The sequence below is a fragment of the Porphyrobacter sp. SLTP genome, assembly GCF_009905735.1.
GTDB lineage: Bacteria > Pseudomonadota > Alphaproteobacteria > Sphingomonadales > Sphingomonadaceae > Erythrobacter.
Genome location: NZ_JAAALE010000006.1, coordinates 123,214 through 144,829 on the forward strand (window position 1 = coordinate 123,214; position 21,616 = coordinate 144,829).

Sequence of the window (21,616 nt, forward strand, 5' to 3'; positions counted from 1 at the left end):
TGCCTCTGCACGGAGGCCCCGAGGACCGGCCCAATTATATCTACATATCGAAGAAGGCGCACCCGGAGGACGATAGGGTGCTGCTCACGAGAGCTCTATCCAGAAACAAGTTTCGAGATTCGCAGCTGGTTTCTGGTATGAGAAGACAACTATGACAGGCCGCTCCGTGGACGGCACGATCATCGGAATGGTTTTCCGGGCTGTTTTCAGAACAAATTGGATCGCTTGAGCAAATTCTAAGCTTGTCCAGCGTTCGCAAAACGATCTCCGCAAGCCGCGGGGTAATCGCGAGCAATCCTCCCAGTGTGCCCTGAGCTCCAGCAGTAGCTGTGTATAGCAGAAGGCCGTAATGGTTCACCCCGTTTTGACCGGGCAGCGCGTAGATCCGTTCCTTCAACGCTGTTGTTGGGTAGCCGCATTCCAAGGCCATTTCGCTCATCAGTGAATGGCTGAAGGCGTGGAGCATGAAATAGGCGGTGCCAGGATAGTCCGGAAGCTTGGGGCGGCTTTGGAAGCGTCGCTCGGCCCATTTATCGAAGCCTTTGCGCAGTGTTTCCTCCCGAGCCTGAACGCCCGGGCTGGCAAGCCATTGCGCTACCCGACCAGCGTCAAACGTGAGGAAGATTCCTTCGCCAAACTGCTCGATTGCAGGCAGCCAGGAGAGTTCGCTTGCCAGCGAAGCCCCGTCGACCGAGATATTGATTTCTTCTATGTCGCCATCGATCGCTGTCGGTGCCGCCTCAAAGCGGGTGAAGCCGTAGAGACAGGATACCTCTCGTAACCGATGGACCTTGACCACGGATGAGATCCCAGAGAGGCGGATTTCATTCCCGCCCCACTCATGGCGATCGAGAGTTTCTGCGTGGAGCTTTGCATCGCTCCGATTTTCTCCGATCACCTTACGGCCCGAAGACAGCATTTCGAATTCCGCGTACTTGGGCTTCTTGTCGAGGCTTTGGAGTACGTTCTTCTCGTGGCGCTCGATTGCATAGAATAGTTGATCGTCCGCGATGCCTTTGAAGGTTTCGGCGATCAGATCATCGAACATTCGAAGAGCTGCTATCAGCTCTCGGCTCGTCACTTTGCGGAGCTTGTCCCAATGCTCCTGAACCTGGCGGGTCAGCTCATCTTCGGCCGCCGGGAGGGAGATAACCGTCAAGACCTGCGGGAAATAGGCGTTCGTCGCGCTGCGCGTTAAAAAGCGCAAGGTCTCAGTACATCCGCCCTCAGCGTCGCGATCGAGCCACGGTTGCTTCCCGCGGCAACGGCCGAAGCGACCAGAAACTTGCGCGTTTTCGAGGGAAATGCTGCGACCGCAGCCACAAACAATTCGGATGTTTCTCGGGTCGCCTGTCGTACCCTTTTCTTCAAGCCAGAGAGGCTCGGCGCACTTTTCTCCGACGTGAATTTGCCAGGGCCAATCGATATCCTGAATGTGGCCCTTCTTGCATGCAGCAACGAAGCGGATCGGGGTTACATCGATCTTTTTACCCTTGTCGGACATGAACTTGTTCCGACCACTGGACGGATCGAGGTGCTCCCAATGCACCAGACGCCGTCTTCGCCCGCCTAGAATTTGCTCATCCTCGTTTACGATGAACCAGCAAGGGAATATGGTCGCGGCAATTCCCGGCGGTTCCCGTCCCGGAAGCTTTGGATCTACTGGGGGGGACCGCAGCGAAAGCTTGGTTCCTGGCGCGATTGGTCCGCCTTCTTGGCTCAATCGCTCTTCCAGCAATTGCACCGCGCGAGGTTCACTGATCGAGTTCCAGCTACCCTTGGTGCTCATATCCCACCGATCGAGGCCGCCGATGATAACGGAACGGGACGGCAAGTCGACCATAGCACCAGGGCCGTAGGTTGTGATGACCTGAGAGAGGCGAAGCTCGGATTTTGCAGAGGATTGGCTCATAGGTTCAAATCTCCTGCGTTACCGATCGGCCGCCCGTCAGGCCCCTTTGGCTTCAATCGCACAGCCGGCTCGACGTCACGCATGCTCCATCCTGCCGTGAACTTGTGATACTCTTGGCTTAGTTCACTGAGTTCTTTCGCCAAGGGGGGGTGGAGCAGCCCGCTTGCGTCTCGTTTGTCGTAAGAGAAGGAGCCACCTGCGATGGTCTGCTGTTCGACCAGCGTTTCCCAATCGGCGAACAATTCCCTGACCTTTTGACGAAGTGCGGATGCCCCACCAACGACTGCATCACCGGAACGCTCGCAAAGGTAATCAGCTATCCGTGTCTGCAGGTCCGCGTTGTCAGCGATCTCACGGGCTGCAAATGATGGCGTCAAGTTCGGTTGCAAATGCCTGGCTAAGGCTACGACGATCGCCGCGAGTGCGCGATCCATGGCGCGCGCGGACCAAGGTGTAACGCTTGTGGCTTCTACCGCTCGATAGAAGCTCTCGTGGAAATGGGTGAATTGTTCGAAGTGCATCCGATCACGGGGCTTATGCAGATTCAACACCGCAAGAACGAGGCCTGGGCGCTTCGGGTCTCGGCCGACCCGGCTCGTAGCCTGGATGTATTCGGCCGCCGTCTTCGGTTGGCCTTGCATAAGCATTAACCCCAAGCGGGTGATATCCAGGCCTACCGAAATCATGTTGGTGGCCAGAGCAACATCGACATGTTGCGAAGAGTCGGAAAAGGGCCTCTCGAGGCGCTTTTTCGCTTCAGCAACTTCATCAGTTGAGACCCGAGAGGTCAGCTCTAGCGGTTCGCCAATGCTCCGATTTGAGAAGGGCTGGGCATTAGGCAAGATGCGGCGGCGCTGATCCCCGTAATTGGACAAACCAGCTCTGACTTCGTCCTCGACAATCCGTCGAGCGCCACCAAGCTCACGGAGCGCGTTAAAATAGCACAGCGCTGACATGTAAGGGTCAGCTGCATCACCGGCCTCATCATCCAAGGAGGCTGCTGCCGCTAAGACGGACATCAGTGTTCTGAGATAGACCAGTTTCGGACCGCGCCCGCCTGCGGCAACGCCCGTATACCATCGCGCAGGGGATCGAGCCTCGGCAACGGTTTCAGCAAAAAAGCTATCCGTCCGAGAGAGCCCAGGTGGTGGGAAAATCTCTGTTTTTGGCCGATCGAAGAGGGCCTTAATCTGCTCGCTGGCTCGGCGAACGGTTGCGGTCGATGCCACAATCTTTGGGCGAACAAGTTTCCCCGCACACTCGCGCGATGCCAAACGGTCGATAGCCGCCTCGTACAGACCAGCCACGGTGCCAAGCGGGCCCGAAATCAAATGCAATTCGTCCTGAATGATCAGGTCTGGTGGGTCGAGAGAGAAGCCGTTGTCCAGCGGTCGCCCGCCTCTAGGCTCGGCGGCGCCATAGAACCCATTCACATCGTAACGATCAACGTGGCCGAAGAAGGCGCCCGCCTCACCTCTCCATGGGAGCGATGCAAACTTATCGACTGTCGCAATGATGAAGGAAGGAAGGCGCCGGTAAATGGACTCATCGACGATCACCAGCGGCAGGGCCCGATCACCAGTGAATGCGCATGCGACATTTGTGCAGCGCACCTCGAGATTTTTCGGCTGATCGCTGTTTGGAACGCAGTGGAAGCTGTCTGGAGAAAACCCGGTTCCGCACCACGGGCACTGCTTGATGGGGGCAGGGGCGCGCTTGTCTCTACCCATCTTGTATGCGCGGACACGTTTCACGGCGGTGCCGTCGCCACTATTGCCTTTGCCGCCAAGAGCATTGGGCGAGGCATCAGATCCGACCCAAAGACCGATTTCGATGGGCCATTCCCCCAAGAGCTGCCGCCGGTTGTCCGTATAATCTGGACCAGTCCGGAGTAGCTCGAGGGCGCAGACCAGCCCTGCAGCGCGTCCAAGCTGATCCAGGGTAAGCAGACGCAAAGTGTAGCGCATGATGACGCTAACCCCAGCACCAAGCAAACCGGGCCCGGTTAGGCGGCGATATGCAATGGAAAATGCCGCGAGCCCCAGGTAGGCCTCTGTCTTGCCGCCACCCGTAGGGAAGAAGAGCAGATCCACGATCTCGCGGTCTTCGTGCTGCTTTTGAGCGAGTCCGGCAAGGTTCAAGAGAACAAAGGCGAGCTGGAAAGGGCGCCATGCTGGTGCGCCGGTTGCCTCAGGCGCTACTCCCTGTGCGACAGCATTCCGCTGACGGGCGGCCATCTCCATCGCGCGGTTCATGATCTCGAAGGCGCGACGAACTCTGTCATCACTGCCTAGAAGCCGAATTCCTTCCGCAATACGGCTTGCCGCCGATTCCTGTGCCTTGATCAGGCCGTCTGCTACTTCAACCCGGCGAGCCGCCACGGCAATTTCAGGGTCTTTTGATTTCAATCCGGTCTGTGTGGATGTCCACCTTGAATAGGCAGCGACCAGCGGCTGCAACCGTTCTGTCAGCTCCGATGCTCCAAGCGCAGCTAACTTCGCGAGTTCATGCATGCTGAACTCGACGCCATCGACCTTAGTCGGCTCAACCCGCTCTACCGCTGCTCTCGGCATGGCAGTCGTCCGCACCGTTCGGACGACACCATCTTCATCCTTGTCGAAACAGACCGCTGCATTCCGCCCGACCGCATAAGCGGCAACATCGCGGTAATGAAGGTCAGCAAGGCGGTCATCTGGATCGCTCGCTTTGTATCGCGACAAATCATGTTGCGGACAGAAGCCCGCCTCACAGTACAGCGAAAGCTCCACCTGGAACGCAAAGGTGAGATCGCCATATCGCCGCGTCACCCAACGACGTTTGTTGGTAGCGAACACGCTGATGACGTTCTGCTCGACGTCCTTGCCACCCGGAGGAGTGATCGTCATTCGCCGGCTCTGGATCGATATCTCCAATGCACCCCCGCCCGGCACACCCAAGGGCGAACTATCCGGGACAATGTGACGTTGGAACTCGCCTGAGGGCGGCACCGGAATTGGCATCCGGACTCTTCGCGGCCGTCTAACCCACTCGATGTTGGGCTGGGATGTGTCGTTGCCCTCCAGAACCGCCGCCGGCAATGGGGGCTCTGCCAAATAATCGCCCCAGTTCAGCTCGATCTCGATGTTAGGGACCTCGACCGGCAAAATTGCGGTCATGCCGACCGACGAAGGAAGAAAGCGCTTCTGCGTGTTCGGTGGTTCGGGGGTCTCGTCGTCGCCTGCTGCACCGCCGGCACCGTTGCCCGCCGGCTCCAGCGCTAGATTGTCCTGCCCCTCAATCGGGTCGACTTCGATCTCTTCACTCTCATCCGAAGGCGCGATGAAGCCGGTTAGATACCAGCGAGAAGGATTGTCGCGCAGGCGTTCCTCGGCAAGATCGCCGTCATTGTAGCCGTCTGGCGCGTGGGCTGCTGGTCCCACGAGGTCACGACGCAGGCGGTGAAAGAGTTCCGTCCGAACTTCTATGCTGTTCATCGCTTGAGCCCTTCCATCGCATATTCGGCAAGGACTCGATCAAGCCAAGCCTTTGTATGGTTCTCGCGCAGGGGAGAGCGTGTTTTAGCCATACCTGCGTCGGCAAGAAGTGCCTCAAGCGAAATCATTCGGTCACGTCGGCCATTCTTGACCCCAAACTTCAGAGAGGCCCGGTCGGGGCCGCAGAGACGCCAGTCGCCCCCACGTTCCAGCAAATGCGCCCAGAGCGCGAATTCTCCGTCGTCGAGATCTATGTCGAGCTCCATCAGCATTAGCTTGAGTCTCGCCTTCTGCGCCGAGGTGACCGGATGAGTCGCTTTCAGCGACGCGCGTAGCGCAGTCTGGTCAATCCGCTCCTCAGGATCTCGGCGTTGGAACCCTGTGTGGGTCTCAGCTTGAACAGCCTCGACCGTTTCGACGGCATAACCGCCAGTCAACGCCTTCCATGCCGTGACCCGGTGCGCTTCAATAATGGTGTTGGTATCCACGAGAACGGAGCCGTTGAAGCGCGACATGCACAGACCCTCTCAGCGCACGGTGTCGGGCACGGCGACCCCGTGAGCTACCATCAGGTCGCCTATGCCATCGATCGTCGTGTCGAGCAGCTTCGCAGTTCGCCTCACGGAGATGAAGCCGCCATCGATTGCTTCAGCAATCACTGACATGAAGGTCTTGGAGTAAAGCGGAGGGACAATCGGCTGCACAGGATCAACTGCACCGTTGTTCCGAAGATCAACTGACGGAATGTCCTTTGCAGTTTTCTGGGCCAGCAACCCCGTATGGGCGAGCCGCCAGCGAAGTGCCTCGGCGCTCACGCCCAAGGCGGTGGCGCGAGCATTAATCGCATCAGGCAGTGCTGGGCCCACCAAGGTTCGCCAGTCGACATCGATCAGCAACCACCGCGGCATAAGCAGCGCTGACGCAAAGCGATCTGCGAGCTTCTCAACGTGGCCCCTTCCATCCAGACCTTCGCTGCGTTCAGGAGGCATCTTGTCCCAGGTCATCAGGTGGAAAAGCTCGTGCGCCAAATCGAAATGGCGGCGGCCCTTTACCTCCCGGCGATTGATCAGCACTGCGCCGAGCTCTGGCAATGAGCAGGCAGCGCCTGAGATGCCGTCGGCTGATTCGACCATGAGGACGAGAATGCCGAGCTGCCCCTCCATGACCTCTGCCAAACGAGCCGAAGGCACATCACCGAGGTCGAACTCACGGGCAAAACGCTCGCCAGCTTCGGCAGCGTCGGCATAGCTCGAAAACTTGTCGAGCGGCAGCTGAGGGCGGATCAAAGGGATGACATTGCCTGTCCTCCGCGAAAGCTCGCGGTAGGCAGCAATCCAGCGTCCGGAGAGGCGCTCATAGCTATCAAGTCTAGCGGCAGGCACGTCCGCCCCGCGCCGCCAGCTGAACCTGCCTTCGCCTTCAAGCCGCAAAGCATCCGTGAAAAAGTCGAGATCAACGCCCAGCTTCTCGACAAGAGTGAGCAGTTCATCGGGTTTCACCTTGCGCTCGCCATTCTCGATCGCGGAGATGGTCTGCCGGTCTTTGAAGCCCAGAATTTCGGCGATGTCGTCCTGCTTCAGGTCGCGCTGATCGCGGAGCGCCTTAAGGCGCTTACCTATGAGTGCGGTGGACATGTGGGGACTCCTTGGACACGCTCAATAATCTTGCAAATCGAAAAATGCAAGATTTCATTGCAGCGTTGGATTCAGGCTTACGTTCTCGAGATAAGCATCAAGCCGCTCGTTCCCGCGCCTGGCTCCCAGCACCATCCGGCCTTCCTCGATCTTGTTAAATGGTATGGCCGGGATCAGGACGTCTGTATTGCCGCGCAACCACGATGATGAGGGCAGCGACGGCGCAGGTCGTTGATCCAGTTTCAGGAGAAAGATGAAGCCGCCGACGGAGAACCGCACGAAGTTCAAGCCTTCGTACCGTTCCGGCGATGGCGCGCGGTAGAAAATGGGCTCCTCATCACCGGTGTGGAGCTTCATCAGAAATGCATCGATCGCAGGCGACGACTGCGCGGCTCCGAAAAGCAAGTCTTTGAGCTTTTCACCGTACGGACCAAGCTGGATCCGGCCATAGTGCGGCTTTGTCAGGGTGTACTTCCAGACGATCCCTACCGCGAAACGTAGCAGTCGATCACCGCTTACACCTTCAACATAGAAGGCACGATCGATGATGTGCGGAACAGCCCTGCGGATAGCAGCAAGTGTTTGTAGGGCATAATTCTCATCCTGGCCGAGGCGATTATCGCACGGAGCGCAGAGGATCGCATCGTCGTAACGGCCGTTCTGGCTGGGCTGGAATGACGAGATATCCCGATTGGTCAGTGCATGTCCTTTATCGTCCCCGCGCACCTCGCGGATGAAGCCTTGAGGAATGAGGTGCGCTTTGATTGTGGCGGGTGATCCGCAATTCCTGCAGGCCACGATTAGCCAGCCTTCTCGGCCGCTGCGCGTTCCTCGTTGAGTTTGAGGAGGCGGGCGAGGAGTTCGTCGCGGAAGGGGGAGGGCCAGAACAGGCGGTTCTGGTATTTGTGATCGTCCTCGTCGTCCCCGGTGAGGAAGCGGGGAGCGTCTTCGCCTTGCTCGATGCCGTTCGCCCGATCGCCGGGATGGGCGCGGGCGGCGAGATCGTCCCAGCCATAGGCGCGCAGCACGGCGTCATCCATCATGGCATGGAGGCGGCGCAGTTCGACGATGTCTGCAGCTTTTTCATGCGGATCGTGGAAGCGGTTGTAGGTCTTGGTCATGCCCTTGTTTGAGGCAATCATCATGGCTGCTCGGTGGCTATGGTAGGCAACAGCGGCTACCTCTAATTCAGGCTCTTGATCGTATCGGTGAGGCAGCGGGAAGGTCTCGAAACAATCGGAAGGGGTGTATACGGGATCGTCCTTCATGGTGGGACCGAAGGTTCTGCACCACAACTCATGGACTCGCGAATGCAACGCGGCAAAGAGCCCCATCGCCTCAGAGCAAAAGACGATGGTTTTGTGTGAAAACACTATGTTGGACGGCATGATAGTAAAACAAGTATACTTGGCCGTTTGCCCACAAACAATTGCAGTTTCGATATTGCCAAGGCGCGTAAAGAGAGATGTTTGCCTCTCGGCGAACAGCCACCACCGTTCCCTGAGGGCCGACCGCTTTTGCTTGTCCCTTAGAGGTTTAACAAGCTTTTCGACTACTTCGATAAGCTCTGGCCATTTTTCTCTTACCTCGCCTAATTCTCTTCCTTCAAAGTCTATGCAATACCGGGAAGGCTTATGTTGAGGCTCTGAGTTGATCTCATCACTTCCGATGAAAGGCTTCAGCACAAGGCTGGATAACGGATTCCGAGAAAGGATAGCCGACATCTCGTCATGAGGAATAGACTCACCTTTTTCAGCTGCGGCATTGTCAATGGCCAGACCCTTGCCGAGTAGGTAAGCTCCTACATACGCTATACCAGCGTTCTCAGTTAAAGTCGCTGGCGACTGATCTGTCGATCCTTCATTCAGGAACGCGGAAATTCTATCCACATGGCGACCGTCAATCTGTTTTATAGGAACGCCAACGCCACCTTTAGAAATATGCAAAATCGATACGACTACAGCAGCTTCACCTGGCCATCGAAGGCGTCGCGTTACAGAGAAGAGTTCTCCTCCTGCTTTCACAATTGGCAGGATAGAGCCTTCCCTAGTTGCGCCCTGGCCAATTGTATTGGTTGCGACGAAGCCAATGGCTCCCGAATTACGGAGCAACCCATAGCCGCGAAGGAAGAAATGGCCGACAAGATCGACGTTTTGATTCGCTACGGGATGGAGGCTGGATAGCCAGTCCTTGAATGTGTCTCCGTAAGTTGTTGAAATTCGCTTGCCGCCCAAAAAAGGTGGATTGCCGACAATCGCATCGAACCCTGGATTTTCACGCGAGAAGACTTCTGGATATTCGATCTGCCAATGGAAGGGGCGGATGGAATGTTCGCCGGCTTCAAGCGAAAGGGCGATGTTCTTCAATCCATCCCACCAATTCGAGGCGCCTGCCATTGCGGTGACATAGCGTACCTCGTCAAACCGCTTCCTCGGCTTGTCGTGCTTGAAGAAGGCCGCGACAATTGCATTACCAATGAGCCGGACCTGTTCTGCATCCTTCTCTGCAATAGCGTGCCGAGACTCCTGCATGGCCAACGCAACATCATCGGGTGCATTGCGGATCGCATCACGGTGGGCCGCGAGTTTCTCGACCCGATCGCTGACGGTCTGGCCAATCAACGAGTTCCTGATAGGAGCATTGTCCCAACTGCCGCCACTCAACTGCTGTTTGTTCAGCCCGACAAGGCTGTCCCCGCTCTTCAGAGCGTGATCGAGGAAGCTGAATTCATGATCGCGCGCCAACGTCGCCAGCCAGAGCGACAGCTTGGCTAGATCTGTCGCCATCGGGTTGCGGTCGACGCCGTAGATGCAACGTTGCGCCACCAGGCGGCGAGCGTGAAGGTCGTCATCCTCGTCCGCCGGGATGAGCGGCTTGAGCGCCTTGTGCGCTTCCCATGCCTGAACCAGTCGCGTGCCGATCTGGCGCGTCGCTTCGACGAGGAAGGCACCCGATCCGCAGGCTGGATCGCAGACCTTGAGCGAAAGCACCTCGTCGGGCGTCGTATCTGCGCCCAACCGGGCGAAGGCCGGTTCCAACGCCTGCCGCACAATCGGTTCGGTCAAGCTGCGCGGTGTATAGTGGCTGCCCGTCCGGCGGCGTTCGTCGGTCGGTTGCAGGATAGGCGTTCCAGCGGACACCGCATGGCCTCGGGGTGAGCCACGCTCGTCGGCGATCTGGGCCAGTGCCGCTTCGATCGCGGCGACGGTGTCAGCGTCCTTGAGGTCGCGCTTGACCCCAGCGGGCAACTGGCCGCGCCCGGTCGTTTCCTTGATGGTCTTTTCCCGTTCCTTGGCTGCGGCGGCCAGCAGAGTCTCGCAATCGACATAGACCGGGGTCTTGTTGTTCTTGCCCGCCTTGATCGCGATGCTGCGCCCCTGCGCGAGCTGGGCGGTGAAGCCCATCACCGTTTCATAGACCGAGCCGATTTGCTCCACGTCGAGCGTGCGGTAGGACAGCCGCTCACCGTTCACGATCATCAGTGACTGCAGAATGCGGTGAATGCAGCCATCGGAGACATGCGGCACGCGATCGGGCTCGTCTGCCGATTGCTTGCCCATCAGGAACGGGAACACCGCCTCGTCAAAAAGCTTGCCCCCGCGTGCCTGCATGAAGCCAGACGGATGGCCCCGATCAATCAGGCGGAACAGGGCGAGGAGCTGGCCCCAGGCGCCGCGCCGCTCGTCCATCGTATCGGGATTGAGTGCGGCATCATTTTCGAGCCGGGCAAATAGTCCGCGGACGGAATAGCCCTGTTCGTAAAGCTCCAGCCCGCCGTCACTGCGGCGAGACGGCATCAGATCACGGTCTTCGGCATAAAGCACGAAAACCAGACGCATCAGAACTGTGAGCAGCCCTTCATAGAGATGGTGAGGCTTGCCCGAGGCGAATTCGCGCACGAGATCGCCCTCTGCCGCGTCAAACCCGCGAAGCAGCTCATAAAGCGCGGCGAGGACCTGTCCGGCGAGCTTGGTCGATACCTCGGCCTGTCGCTCGCGGCTCGCCTGCAAAAGCGCGGGGAGCCGGGCATTCTCCGGCGCATTGAATAGGGTGAAGCTGCCGAGCAGCAGCTTGAGCCCGCCCAGCATGGGACGGCCCGCGACACTGGCAAGCGAGCGCAGCGGCCAGCTGATCCAGCCTGAAGTTTCCCCGCGCGGCGCGGTGATCAGGCGCAGTTCGGTCTGTTCCAGTTCGCCGCGCACGAAGTTGGTAATGAGAATGCCTGCGCCGACGCCCGTCTCGCGCAGCAGCCTTTCGAACCGCTGGTGCGGGGTGGCTTCCCATCCTGAGAGGGCACCGCGCTTGTCAGGCTCGATGTCGTGGTCCTCAACCCGGACAAGCAGTTGCCAGCCTTCGCCGCGCGGGCCCTTGAGGGCATATGTCGGTTGAAGCAGGGTTTCATGATCGGCCAGGCTGAAGCAAAGCTCTACCGGAATGGGATCGGTGCCGGGGAGGCCGGCGACCATGGCTTCTGGCCACTTCAGAACGTCGCGAAGCAGCGCCCATACATCAGGAAGAAGCGGGCCACCGGTTTCATCGAGAACCTCGGCAAACTGCGCGGTATCGACAGCGTCCTGAGGCTGCGGAACCAGCGACAGTTCGTCCAGCACGAGGGTCGAGACGACAAGGCCGGTCGGCTGCACATGGCCGAGCCACTCGTGTTCGGGCTTCAGTTGTTGTGCCACGACTTAGCCTTCCTCGCCTGCCCAGAGGTAGACCATACCGAGCGGCTCGATCCTGGCCGCACGAATGTCGAAGCTGTTCCGCAGCCGCTCCGGCTCGGTCTCGAGGTCGTGGGTGAGGCGTTCGAGCTTTTTCTCCCAGCTCTTGCGATCGGCATCGCGCTGGCGGGTCTGCTGTTCATCGAAATCAAGGGTAAGCTGGCGATCATCTTTTTTCTGTTCGGACCGAATGCGGTCAATCTGGCTCTTGAGGAGGGAACGAAGGGCAGAAGCCTCTTCCTTACCGCGCTGCGTCAACTCCTTTTCGACTTCAGTTCTGCGCGATTGTGCGTGGGCCTCTAGAGCGACGCGAAGATCCAAAACGTCTTCGTGAATGCCAGGAGTGAAACGGGCGATGGCGCGCTCGGGAACGGCGTCGATCCCATGTAGAGCAGCCTCCAACTCGGCAATCACCGAGGCGCCGGCTTCGTCCGAGGCTGCAAGTGGTTGCAACGCGGTCCGCCCTTCGCTGCCAATCCAATCCGCGGCGATCGGGATAATTTCCTCGTGAAGGCGGGTCGCATTGGGACCGTACAAGGCCAATCGTCCTAGCAGGACGGCACGATCCCCCGTCCCGGCAGAGCGAATGACGCAAGCGCGATTGAGGCCGGACTGAAACCCCGTGGTCAGAAAGCGGGAAAGCAGGCGGCGCACCAACCTATGCTCGACATGGACCTGCACGACCCCCGGGGCATCGCGCCCCTGTTCGTCGATGGCTGGGGAGAAGCTGATCCGGCGAACTTGGGCATCTTCCGAAGTCCGCCATTGACCGGGTCGCTCTCCCGGCTTTTGCCGCCGCTCGCGCAGCTCATCGAAGACGGGTTGCCAGCTTTGGTCCTGCGTGAATGTAGGGAGATCGGGTGAAAGCGCAAAGGTTCGAGTGCCTTGGACAGACTTTGCCGTCGCAGCCCCCATATCGGCACCGGCCCTCGACAGGGCTAGGCCGAAAACGGCTTCCAGTTCATGGGAATCTACACCAACACGCTTTCGCGCGGCCTCGAGTGACGACTTCAGATCGTCCAGCTCGTCCTTTATCCGGGCCAACCGCTGGTTGGGCTGGTCGCCCAAGGCCTGAACTGCGGCGTTGACCTTCTCGTCAGCCTCTTCGCTCGCAATCGCAGCGGCAAGGGTTTTCGCATCCGAGCGGAGGATGCCTCGATCGGCCATCCGCCGGGCAACACGGTTTTCGATCACCTGTCCTGCTGAACCCAACTGACGCTGGATGAGATCTGTCTTTCTGACTAGTGCTTCGAGAACAATATCCTCCGGGCGCTGCTCATACACGAAGTAGCGGCAGAACACTTGAGGTGCAGGTTGAAGCTTACGGTCGATGCGGCCGTTTCGCTGCTCCAACCGCGATGGGTTCCAAGGTAAATCGAAATGGACGAGGTCATGGCATTGCTGCTGCAAGTTGATGCCTTCGCGGGCAGCGTCTGTGCAGATCAGGATGCGCAAAAACGAATCTGCGTCGTTGAAGGCACGCTTAATTGCTTCTCGACGCTCGGACGATGTGATGCCGGTGAAGGTCGCGATCCGACTGTCGTGATCGGGCGTACCCATAATGATCCGGCGCAGCTGGCGCTCGATGTAGATCCTAGTCGCTTCGTACTCGGTGAAGATGATCAGACGGCGCTCGCCCCACTGACCATCTGCCACCATATTTCCATTGATCCAATCTTCCAGCCACTCGATGCGTGCGTCTGCGCTAGTCGCGGCCTTTTCCGAAACTGCGATCATGGCATCGACCGCCGCGAGCTCGCCATCGAGCTGACCACGTGATGCCTCAGCAGTACCCAGTGCTGCAGCGGCATCAGCGCCCTGATCTTCTTCGTCGCTGAGAAGTCGGAGGGCCGCGTCTTCGTCCATGCCGCTGGACAGGTCGACTTCCCCGAGCTGAGCGTGGACAAAGGCTGCTGCTGCGGCGAGCGGTATGTGATCCGAACCCTGCTCCAAGACCTTTTGTAGGCTCTTGCGATGGACTTGGAGAGTTTTTGCAAAGGCAGGAATTGACGACAGGAGGCGCTGCTGCAAGCCGACAAAGGAAAGCCGCGCCTGTGCGGCTTTGCCTGCACGCAGCGCGCCAATCCGTCGCTCACGTAACGCGCCATAGTCGGACAGCATCTTGGCAAGAACTAGCTCAGGCTGATCTTCGCGGAGACCTCCGAGGGCGACGCGTTCGACTATGCGTTCAGGAAAAGCCTCGCCCAAGGCGCGTAAATCAGCCTTCAGCCTCCTGACCATGACCGGCTTCAGCTCGTCTTCTCGCACATCCATACCACGTGTGAACCGCTGTGGATCGAGGATCTCAAGTAGTGTCGCGAAGCTGTTCGCATGCCCATTATGTGGGGTGGCGGACAGGAAGAGCCGGTGCTCAAATCGATCTGCAATATCGCGCACGGCCTTGGTGAACTGGCTTTCGATCGCATAACGACCGCCACCAGCAGGCGCACAATGGTGGGCCTCATCGAGAATCAGCAAAGATCGAGCCTGAAAAGAGCCCAAAATCTCGCGCAGTCCCGACGTGTATGCTTCGTCACCCAAGAGCTTGTGTGAAAGGATAAACCGCGATCCTGCCGCCCAAGGGTTGACTCCAAAGCCTCGTTTGCGGCGCAATTCGGCCAAAAGATCGCGGTCGATGATTTCGAAAGAGAGGCCGAACTTAGCGGCAAGCTCGTCTTGCCATTGTATCGTCATCGAAGGCGGGGCTAACACTACGATGAAATCTATCCGCTTCCGCAGCAGCATTTCACGCACCACCAAGCCTGCCTCAATCGTTTTACCGAGGCCGACGTCATCCGCGATCAACAGATTCACACGCGGAAGTTGGAGCGCCTTCTTAAGTGGGGCGAGCTGGTATGCGTCCATCCGGATGCCTGCCCGAAATGGGGCTTGGAAAAGCTCACGATCAGAAGCGGTCGAGCTATTCCAGCGGATAGTGCGAAGGTAGGCCGCGAACAATTTGGCGTCGTCGGTGCCGCTATCACCGATTAGGTCCCACAGCTCATCATCTCGAGAGCGAGCGGCAATCTCGGTGTCCCAGATAATCGATGCGATTTCGCCTTGAGCGTCATCATCGACGCAACTCAGACGCAGCGAGGGAAAGGACGGGTCATCGCGCAGTTGTTCTTCGACTAACCATAGCCGACCGCGCAAATCGACAAACTCACCCGCCTTTGGCAATGCCTTCATTCATCCTGCCCCATCCGATTTCCCGGCCTCTAGCGTTTGCATGGAGGCAATACCACGAAACTCTTGTCTTACCTTGCAAAACAGCACGCTGTATGGGCCTCAGCGAGCCTGATATTCGCCATTCAACAGGCCAGTGCCATAAAGCGTTGAGAACCGGCGTTAGGTCTAGCCTTGATTGCGCTGGTCGCCCGTTGAGATGAGGCTTGGTCGCATTTCAGGGGTTAGCAGCCCTATCACCGCGTCGGATCGTCCGATACACCGTTGGCCGCGAGACCTTAAACAGTTTGCCGAGGTCGCTGATCGAATATTCGCCCGTCGCGTGCATCTTGAGCAGCTCGCGCTGCTGGAGGTCGGAGAGTTTGGGCGGCTTGCCGCGGAGTTTCCCCTTGTCTCGGGCGATCTTCATGCCCTCGCGGGTGCGCAGGCGGATGAGGTCGCTCTCGAATTCGGCGAAGGTCGCGAGGATGTTGAAGAACATCCGGCCCATGGGATCATTGGGGTCGTAAACCTGCTTGCCCAGCGCGAGGCTGACGCCGCGTTTCTCCAGTTCATCTGCGATCGCCCGCGCGTCCGGCACCGACCGGGCGAGGCGATCAAGCTTCGGCACCACCAGAGTTTCGCCGGCCCGGACCGCGGCCAGTGCCTGGGCGAGGCCGGGGCGGTCGCGGTTGCGGCCGGTGAGGCCGCGGTCTGTGTAGATGCGGTCCTCGGGTACGCCGAGTTCGATCAGCGCCTGGCGCTGGACGGTGAGGTCCTGCTTGTCGGTGGAGCAGCGGGCATACCCGATGATAGTGACTGTCATTTCGTCCGATTAAGGCCCCTGTTTGAGAAATCAAAGCGTACCATCTTAATGAGAATTGCGGCAAGGACCTTTTCAGACGGGAATGGGGGTCTCTGGCGCTTTCGAGTTTCCCGGGGTCAATGTGTCCGGTGAGCGATCCTTTTCGGGCAAACATCGCAATTGTCCGTCGACCGGAAGGCAACAATGTTGGAAATTGCTCCCGTCCTCTAAAGTCGAAAATCGCCCAATCGGGCACGGCCCTCCAACCTTCGAGCGAGCGCCTCGACAAACCCTTCATACCGCTCCTTGCCCTGCGCTTGCGCTGCGGCAAGGCCGCTATCCGGCAGCGGCGGATTGGCGGTAAGCCAGAACCGTACGAACAATGCCAATGCCTCGGTGGTGATCTCGGTTTGCTGATCGAGCTGTCCAAGCCGCCGGTCGATGCGGTCAAGGCGGCGACTGAGCGCCGCTTCGAGCTGCTCAGGGTTGTCTGGCGACATGAATGACCTGAGAGCGGCCTCCACGACATCGGGCTGACCGACACGCCTGCGGATCGCGAACTCGGCAAGCTGGTCGATCACATCGGGTGGCAGTCGGAAAGTGCGCTTCAGCTTCACAGTTCGATCCCGTCGCCGAGGTCGAGCGAGGCCTGCCGTGCGCCGCGCTCCATCGTGCGCCGGATCCGCTCGTTGTTCGCGGCTGATTGGTCAGCGTCTGCGCTGTCAGCTTCGGCAAAGTCGAATTCCGCTACAGGAGACTTGGGCCGCGCAACCACTTCGACATGTTCGGGCAGGTCAGGCTCGCGCCGCAAGCCGCCATTGGCGGGATCGATCCTACGGCTACCGTCTTCGGATGATTTGGGGTCTGGCTCAATCGGGGGCAGAGCGCTCCAGTCGTCGGTGGCGCGCGCATCCGCAGGCTGGCCGCAGTTCTCGGGGGCGGGCAACACTCGAGACTGCAACCGTCGGTCGGCATAATAGCGTGCCTTCTTGGCCTTGATCGGCGGCGACCCTGACAAGAGCACAACCTCGTCGGTCTGTGGCAGTTGAAGAATCTCGCCCGGCGTAAGGAGTGCGCGCGCCGTTTCAGAGCGTGAGATCATCAGGTGGCCAAGCCAGGGTGAGAGCCTGTGCCCGGCATAATTTTTCATCGATCGCTGTTCGGTGGTTGTGCCCAGCGCTTCGGAGACCCGCTTGGCTGTGCGCTCGTCGTTGGTCGCGAACGCAACGCGAACATGGCAATTGTCGAGGATGGCGTTGTTCTGTCCATAGGCGCGCTCAATCTGGTTCAGGGACTGCGCAATCAGAAAGGCCTTGAGGCCGTAGCCCGCCATGAAGGCAAGGGCGCTTTCGAAAAAATCGAGCCGGCCGAGGGCAGGGAACTCATCCAGCATTAGCAGCACACGCTGGCGCTTGGTCGCAGGATCGAATTCTTCGGTAAGGCGGCGGCCAATCTGGTTGAGGATCAGGCGGATCAGCGGCTTGGTGCGGCTGATGTCGGACGGCGGCACGACCAGATAGAGCGACGTAGGACGCCCGCTGACGAGATCGGCGATCCGCCAATCCGAATGGCTGGTGACCTTGGCGATGACCGGATCGCGATAGAGGCCGAGAAAGGACATTGCGGTCGACAGCACGCCCGATCTCTCGTTGTCAGACTTGTTGAGCAGCTCGCGCGCCGCGCTGGCAACGACCGGGTGCGGGCCCGCTTCACCGAGATGCAGGGTGTCCATCATCGCATAAAGCGTGTTCTCAATGGTCTCGTCGGGGTTGGAGAGGAAAGCCGCGACGCCAGCGAGCGATTTGTCAGCGCCGGCGTAAAGCACATGAAGGATTGCGCCGACGAGCAGCGCGTGACTGGTCTTTTCCCAGTGGTTGCGCTTTTCGAGACTGCCTTCGGGGTCGACCAGAATATCTGCAATGTTCTGCACGTCGCGCACCTCATTGAGGCCGCGGCGCACTTCAAGCAGCGGGTTGTAAGCGGACGATTCAAGACTGGTTGGATCGAAACACAGCGTACGGCTGAACGTGCTGCGAAAACCGGCAGTGACATCCCAGTTCTCGCCCTTGATGTCGTGGACAATCGCCGAGCCCGGCCAGGTCAGCAGGGTCGGGATTACCAGGCCGACGCCTTTGCCCGAGCGTGTCGGAGCAAAGCACAGAACATGTTCAGCCCCGTCGTGGCGAAGATAGTTGTTCTGGAACTGTCCGAGCACTACCCCGGTGTCGGCCAATAATCCCGCTTTGCGGATGTCATCGCGTGTCGCCCACCGAGCAGTGCCATAGGTGTTGGCGTTGCGGTTCTCGCGGCCGCGCCAGACGGACATCGCGATGGCGACCACAATTGCCGCGAACCCGCCCGAGGTGGCGATCATCCCCCCGGTATCGAAAATCTTTGGAGCGTATGCGTCGAACGAGAACCACCACCAGAACAGGTCATAGGGGCGGTAGACCGGATGGCCGAACAAGTGGAACCAAGGCACGCCGAGCTCTGGCTGGAAACCGAGCGCCGAGGCCGTCCATTGGGTTGCCGACCAGACGCTTGCAACAATGATGATCAGTACCGCGAGGATCTGACCCCACAGGATTTTGGCAGCCGACATGGCGCAACTCCGCTTCGTTCACGCCTAGGTCGGTGAGCTTTGGAGAAGTTGGCAAGGGGGGAGTTGGGGCTTGCAGCCTTTGGCGTAGAAACGGACAGGCTGGCGCAGATCGCTAGATCGGCTCCCACGTATATACCGGCGTGCCTGACCAAGTCAGCCGAACCATCGCACCCTGCACCACCGACTGCACCACGTTTGGCCAGAGCGCAGCGATGCAGGTGCCGCCGGCGTGGCGTACCGAAGGATAAATGATGCCATTGTGGCCCTCGACGCGTGCCTGTGCGGCGAGAACATTGCCAGCGGCATATCCAGTTGCGGGGTCGGCATCGAGCGCCGGATGACCCGCTGCCTCGCGCAGGTCGACGAACACGCCGGCCATACTCGCCAGCATTTCGCCATATTCGACAACCGCGTTGAAATCGCCTGCGTCAGCGAGTGCCTTGGTCAGGTGATGCCCGACTTCGGCAATACAGGTTTCAACCGCGAGGGCGGCATACCATGCACCGCGGTCTGCAGGGTTGAAGCGCATCGGCTCACGCGGTTTGGCATAAGCGAAGCTGGCATTGATGAAGCGGGCATGGGGGACTCCGTGAACCAGTTCTTCGGGGCTGAGCGCGCCAAGCCCGCGTTCCTCCGCAACCAACCGCCCGCTGGTCGCGCCTTCGATCTCGGCGAGCAGCGCCAACTCGTCGGGATCGTCGGCCAGCGGCGCGAGCACAGCTTCGCGCAGCCGCGCGCTGGCCACAAGCCTGATGGTGCGGGGGAATGCCTCACGCACCAGTGGCAGCGCGGAATCCGGTTCAGAGCCCGCCACGCAGCGCGTCGATATACTGCCGGGTCTCAAGCATCCGGGGAATGCCGCCTTCGATCATCGCTTCGACCGGCGACTTCGCGCCGAACACCGGCGCACGGTTGGGCAGGCGCGGCCAGCGGTCGGCCATCGCGTCGGCAAACAGCAGATGCAGCCCCTTGAACACACCGATCAGGGCGGAGGCACGGGTCAGCTGATCCTGGCTCAAGGTGCCGTCCCATTTGCCGGCCTTGATCCGGTCCCACGTGCTCTCGGATACGCCGAGCAACGCGGCGCCTTCGGCATTGCTGCCACCCCAGGCATCGACGAGCCGCAACACTGCCTTGACCGCCGCGCCGGTCAGACGCTTGCGGTCGCCGTCGCTCGAAAAGGTCTGCAGGCCTGCTGCTGCCGGGGCCGCTTGATGGGTGATTGCTGCGCTTGCCATGGTCGTTTCTCCTGACGCGAATATACGCATCACATGGTGCGTTTGTCAAGATTGGGCTGATACCGGTCAGCTTGACACATCATATCTCGATCGACCTGCTTCGGCCCAGTGTCCATTCGATGCCACCACCAGACCGCGGCTGGCCGCTCACATATTGCCCGAGATGCCGGTCGAGCTGCTTTGACCAAGGGACAAGCGAAAACCCAAGGCCATCGTCGATCATCGCAAACCGGCCCGAAGCGAGCTGGATGCGCTGGCGATAAACGCCAGACACCTCACCGGATGATCGGCTTTGGCGATGCGGCAGGCCGTGCTCACGCGAAAGTGCGGCACCAGCGTCGGCAAGGTCGCGCTCGCGCAATGTGCCAAGCAGATTGCGGGACAGGGCGAAGCGGTCACCGCGCCGCTGGGCAAGACCTTCGCTTTCCAGATAATCGAGCCGGCGCGTTTTCGCTGCTTCGATTTCGCTGCCAAAGCCTGGACCGAGCGGCAGCGGCTCGGATGCAATCAATTGCTTGTCGAGCCAGGTGGCTCCGCGGCTGCGCTCCTGGGTAGGAAGATCGCAATCGGAATGGGTCAGGAGCGAGGATTGTTCGCGATCGCGCCGGTCAGTCCAGGAGCGGAGCTCGACGATTGCACCCGAGGCAGCATCACCGGTCATGTCGATGTCGGAGAATTTGCAATGATGGACCCGGCCATCGGCGCCGTCGACCACGGCATAGGCCTCTCCCGTCAGTTCATTGTGCAGGCCGCGCTCGACCAAACGCCCGATGACAGGTTCGCCTGCCGCCCCATCATGCATCGCGAAGCGGCCGGACTCGGCGGCGAGACCTTGCCCCGTCATGGCCCGGTGCATCGTCTTGATGATATCGCGGCGGGTGCCAAGGTCGCGCAGCGTCTGCTCCAGCCCGGGCTTTAACCGCCAGCAGCCAGATGCAATCTTGTCCGCCAGTCCCATGCGTTCGAGTTTCGTGGCGCGGCCGATGAGATGCTGGTTGGCCGGATTGGCGATCCGCTGCGGATCCGGACGCAGGTCGACCACGCCGTCCAGCTTGTTGCCGATCGCGCGCAGCCGACGATCGAGGCTGGTCCATCTGTCGGCATCGACCTCGCGCGCCAGCGCTCCGTCGATCTCCCGCTCAGTACGCGGGCCTAGCTCGAGGGATACCCGCTGCTCGGCACGAGCGCGCATGCCTTCGCGGATATAGTCCTTGTCGATCACCAGATCGTCGCCGGCATCGGCCTTGCCTCTCATCAGGATATGGATGTGAGGATTGTCGGTGTTCCAGTGATCGATCGCCACCCAGTCGAGCCGGGTGCCGAGATCCTTTTCCATGTCGGTCAGCAGTTCGCGGGTGAAGGTCCGGACATCGGCAAGTTCGGCAGCATCTTCAGGCGCGACAATGAAGCGGAAGTGATGCCGATCATCGGCGCAGCGTTCGGCAAAAGCATCGCCGTCGATAGGGCCATCGCCGTTGCCGAACAGCTCGGCATCCTTTCCGTCCCGGGTGACTCCGTCACGCTTGAGATAGGTCAGGTGCCGGGCGAGCGGCGCCGCGGCAAAGCGGTTTCCTTGATGCCGCACGATCCGCGCCTTGACGATCACGCGCCGCTGACTGGCGCGCGAGGTTGCGCGCAGGCTGGCGATCCGCCCCCGCGCGAGGCGACCCGTCCCGCGCCGAGATCCGGAAGCACTCGCCCTGCCGCCACGGCCAGACCGGTTGGCAAGAGCGCGCAACTGCGCCTTCAGAGTGCGCTCCTTGCTCTGGCCGGGGCCGCGATTGCGGATGCGGCCGGGCCGGATTTCGAAATCATCGTCGCTCACGGCTGAACGGCCAAGCAAATGACGGCTGGCTCGCTGGGCGGCGGAAATGCGAGGATTTCTCTAAATAGAGCCAGCCGGGTGATGTAGCAGCTGGCTCTGAAACCTGAGCAATTCTGCGGCCCCACACCCCAGCGGCTGGCTCCGCTTTTATCTTGCCATCCTCTTGACCCATCCTTTCCTGTCACTCCGCTTCCGCACAATTTTGCGCCAGGCCACGCCATAACGTGCCAGATGGGTAGGG

The 21,616-nt window shown here is 59.8% G+C and carries 13 protein-coding genes; all 13 read right to left on the reverse strand.

All coding sequences use genetic code 11. The features are described from left to right. Positions 1–40: 40 nt before the first annotated feature. The 13 genes from drmB to GVM20_RS07065 all read right to left on the reverse strand — a co-directional run bounded on the left by drmB (position 41) and on the right by GVM20_RS07065 (position 21,375). The gene (drmB, locus tag GVM20_RS07005; protein WP_166546513.1) at positions 41–1,912 is read right to left on the reverse strand and encodes an MrfA Zn-binding domain-containing protein; all 1,872 of its coding nucleotides are present in this window, start codon (positions 1,910–1,912) and stop codon (positions 41–43) included. Next, positions 1,909–5,385, reverse strand: a complete 3,477-nt coding sequence (gene drmA, locus GVM20_RS07010) for a DISARM system helicase DrmA (protein WP_166546514.1) — start codon at positions 5,383–5,385, stop codon at positions 1,909–1,911. Before drmA ends, drmB begins: the two co-directional genes overlap by 4 nt. Next, positions 5,382–5,900: a hypothetical protein gene (locus GVM20_RS07015; RefSeq protein ID WP_166546515.1), complete on the reverse strand. Its 519-nt coding sequence runs from the start codon at positions 5,898–5,900 to the stop codon at positions 5,382–5,384. The genes drmA and GVM20_RS07015 overlap by 4 nt, the downstream gene beginning before the upstream one ends. Positions 5,901–5,912: 12 nt before the next feature. After that, complete coding sequence (locus tag GVM20_RS07020) at positions 5,913–7,019, reverse strand: XRE family transcriptional regulator (RefSeq protein ID WP_166546516.1); 1,107 nt, start codon at positions 7,017–7,019, stop codon at positions 5,913–5,915. 54 nt (positions 7,020–7,073) lie between these two features. Next, positions 7,074–7,817 (reverse strand): hypothetical protein, encoded by a 744-nt coding sequence (locus GVM20_RS07025; RefSeq protein ID WP_166546517.1) that lies wholly within the window; start codon positions 7,815–7,817, stop codon positions 7,074–7,076. 2 nt (positions 7,818–7,819) lie between these two features. Beyond that, complete coding sequence (locus tag GVM20_RS07030; RefSeq protein WP_353653120.1) at positions 7,820–11,704, reverse strand: Eco57I restriction-modification methylase domain-containing protein; 3,885 nt, start codon at positions 11,702–11,704, stop codon at positions 7,820–7,822. Between the two features lie 3 nt (positions 11,705–11,707). After that, on the reverse strand, positions 11,708–14,929 hold the full coding sequence (gene drmD / locus GVM20_RS07035) for a DISARM system SNF2-like helicase DrmD (protein ID WP_166546518.1): 3,222 nt from the start codon (positions 14,927–14,929) through the stop codon (positions 11,708–11,710). 214 nt (positions 14,930–15,143) lie between these two features. Continuing rightward, on the reverse strand, positions 15,144–15,731 hold the full coding sequence (locus GVM20_RS07040) for a recombinase family protein (protein WP_166546519.1): 588 nt from the start codon (positions 15,729–15,731) through the stop codon (positions 15,144–15,146). A 206-nt stretch (positions 15,732–15,937) separates the two neighbouring features. Continuing rightward, positions 15,938–16,327, reverse strand: coding sequence for a CopG family transcriptional regulator (locus GVM20_RS07045; protein ID WP_166546520.1), 390 nt, complete (start codon positions 16,325–16,327; stop codon positions 15,938–15,940). Beyond that, positions 16,324–18,312 (reverse strand): conjugal transfer protein TraG, encoded by a 1,989-nt coding sequence (locus tag GVM20_RS07050; RefSeq protein ID WP_166546521.1) that lies wholly within the window; start codon positions 18,310–18,312, stop codon positions 16,324–16,326. Before GVM20_RS07050 ends, GVM20_RS07045 begins: the two co-directional genes overlap by 4 nt. A gap of 112 nt (positions 18,313–18,424) precedes the next feature. Beyond that, entirely contained in the window at positions 18,425–19,126 is a 702-nt protein-coding gene (locus GVM20_RS07055) for an RES family NAD+ phosphorylase (RefSeq protein ID WP_166546522.1), read from the reverse strand. Continuing rightward, positions 19,113–19,550 (reverse strand): antitoxin Xre-like helix-turn-helix domain-containing protein, encoded by a 438-nt coding sequence (locus GVM20_RS07060; protein ID WP_199799499.1) that lies wholly within the window; start codon positions 19,548–19,550, stop codon positions 19,113–19,115. Before GVM20_RS07060 ends, GVM20_RS07055 begins: the two co-directional genes overlap by 14 nt. A gap of 79 nt (positions 19,551–19,629) precedes the next feature. Further along, positions 19,630–21,375, reverse strand: a complete 1,746-nt coding sequence (locus GVM20_RS07065; RefSeq protein ID WP_166546523.1) for a relaxase/mobilization nuclease domain-containing protein — start codon at positions 21,373–21,375, stop codon at positions 19,630–19,632. Between the last annotated feature and the right edge of the window lie 241 nt (positions 21,376–21,616).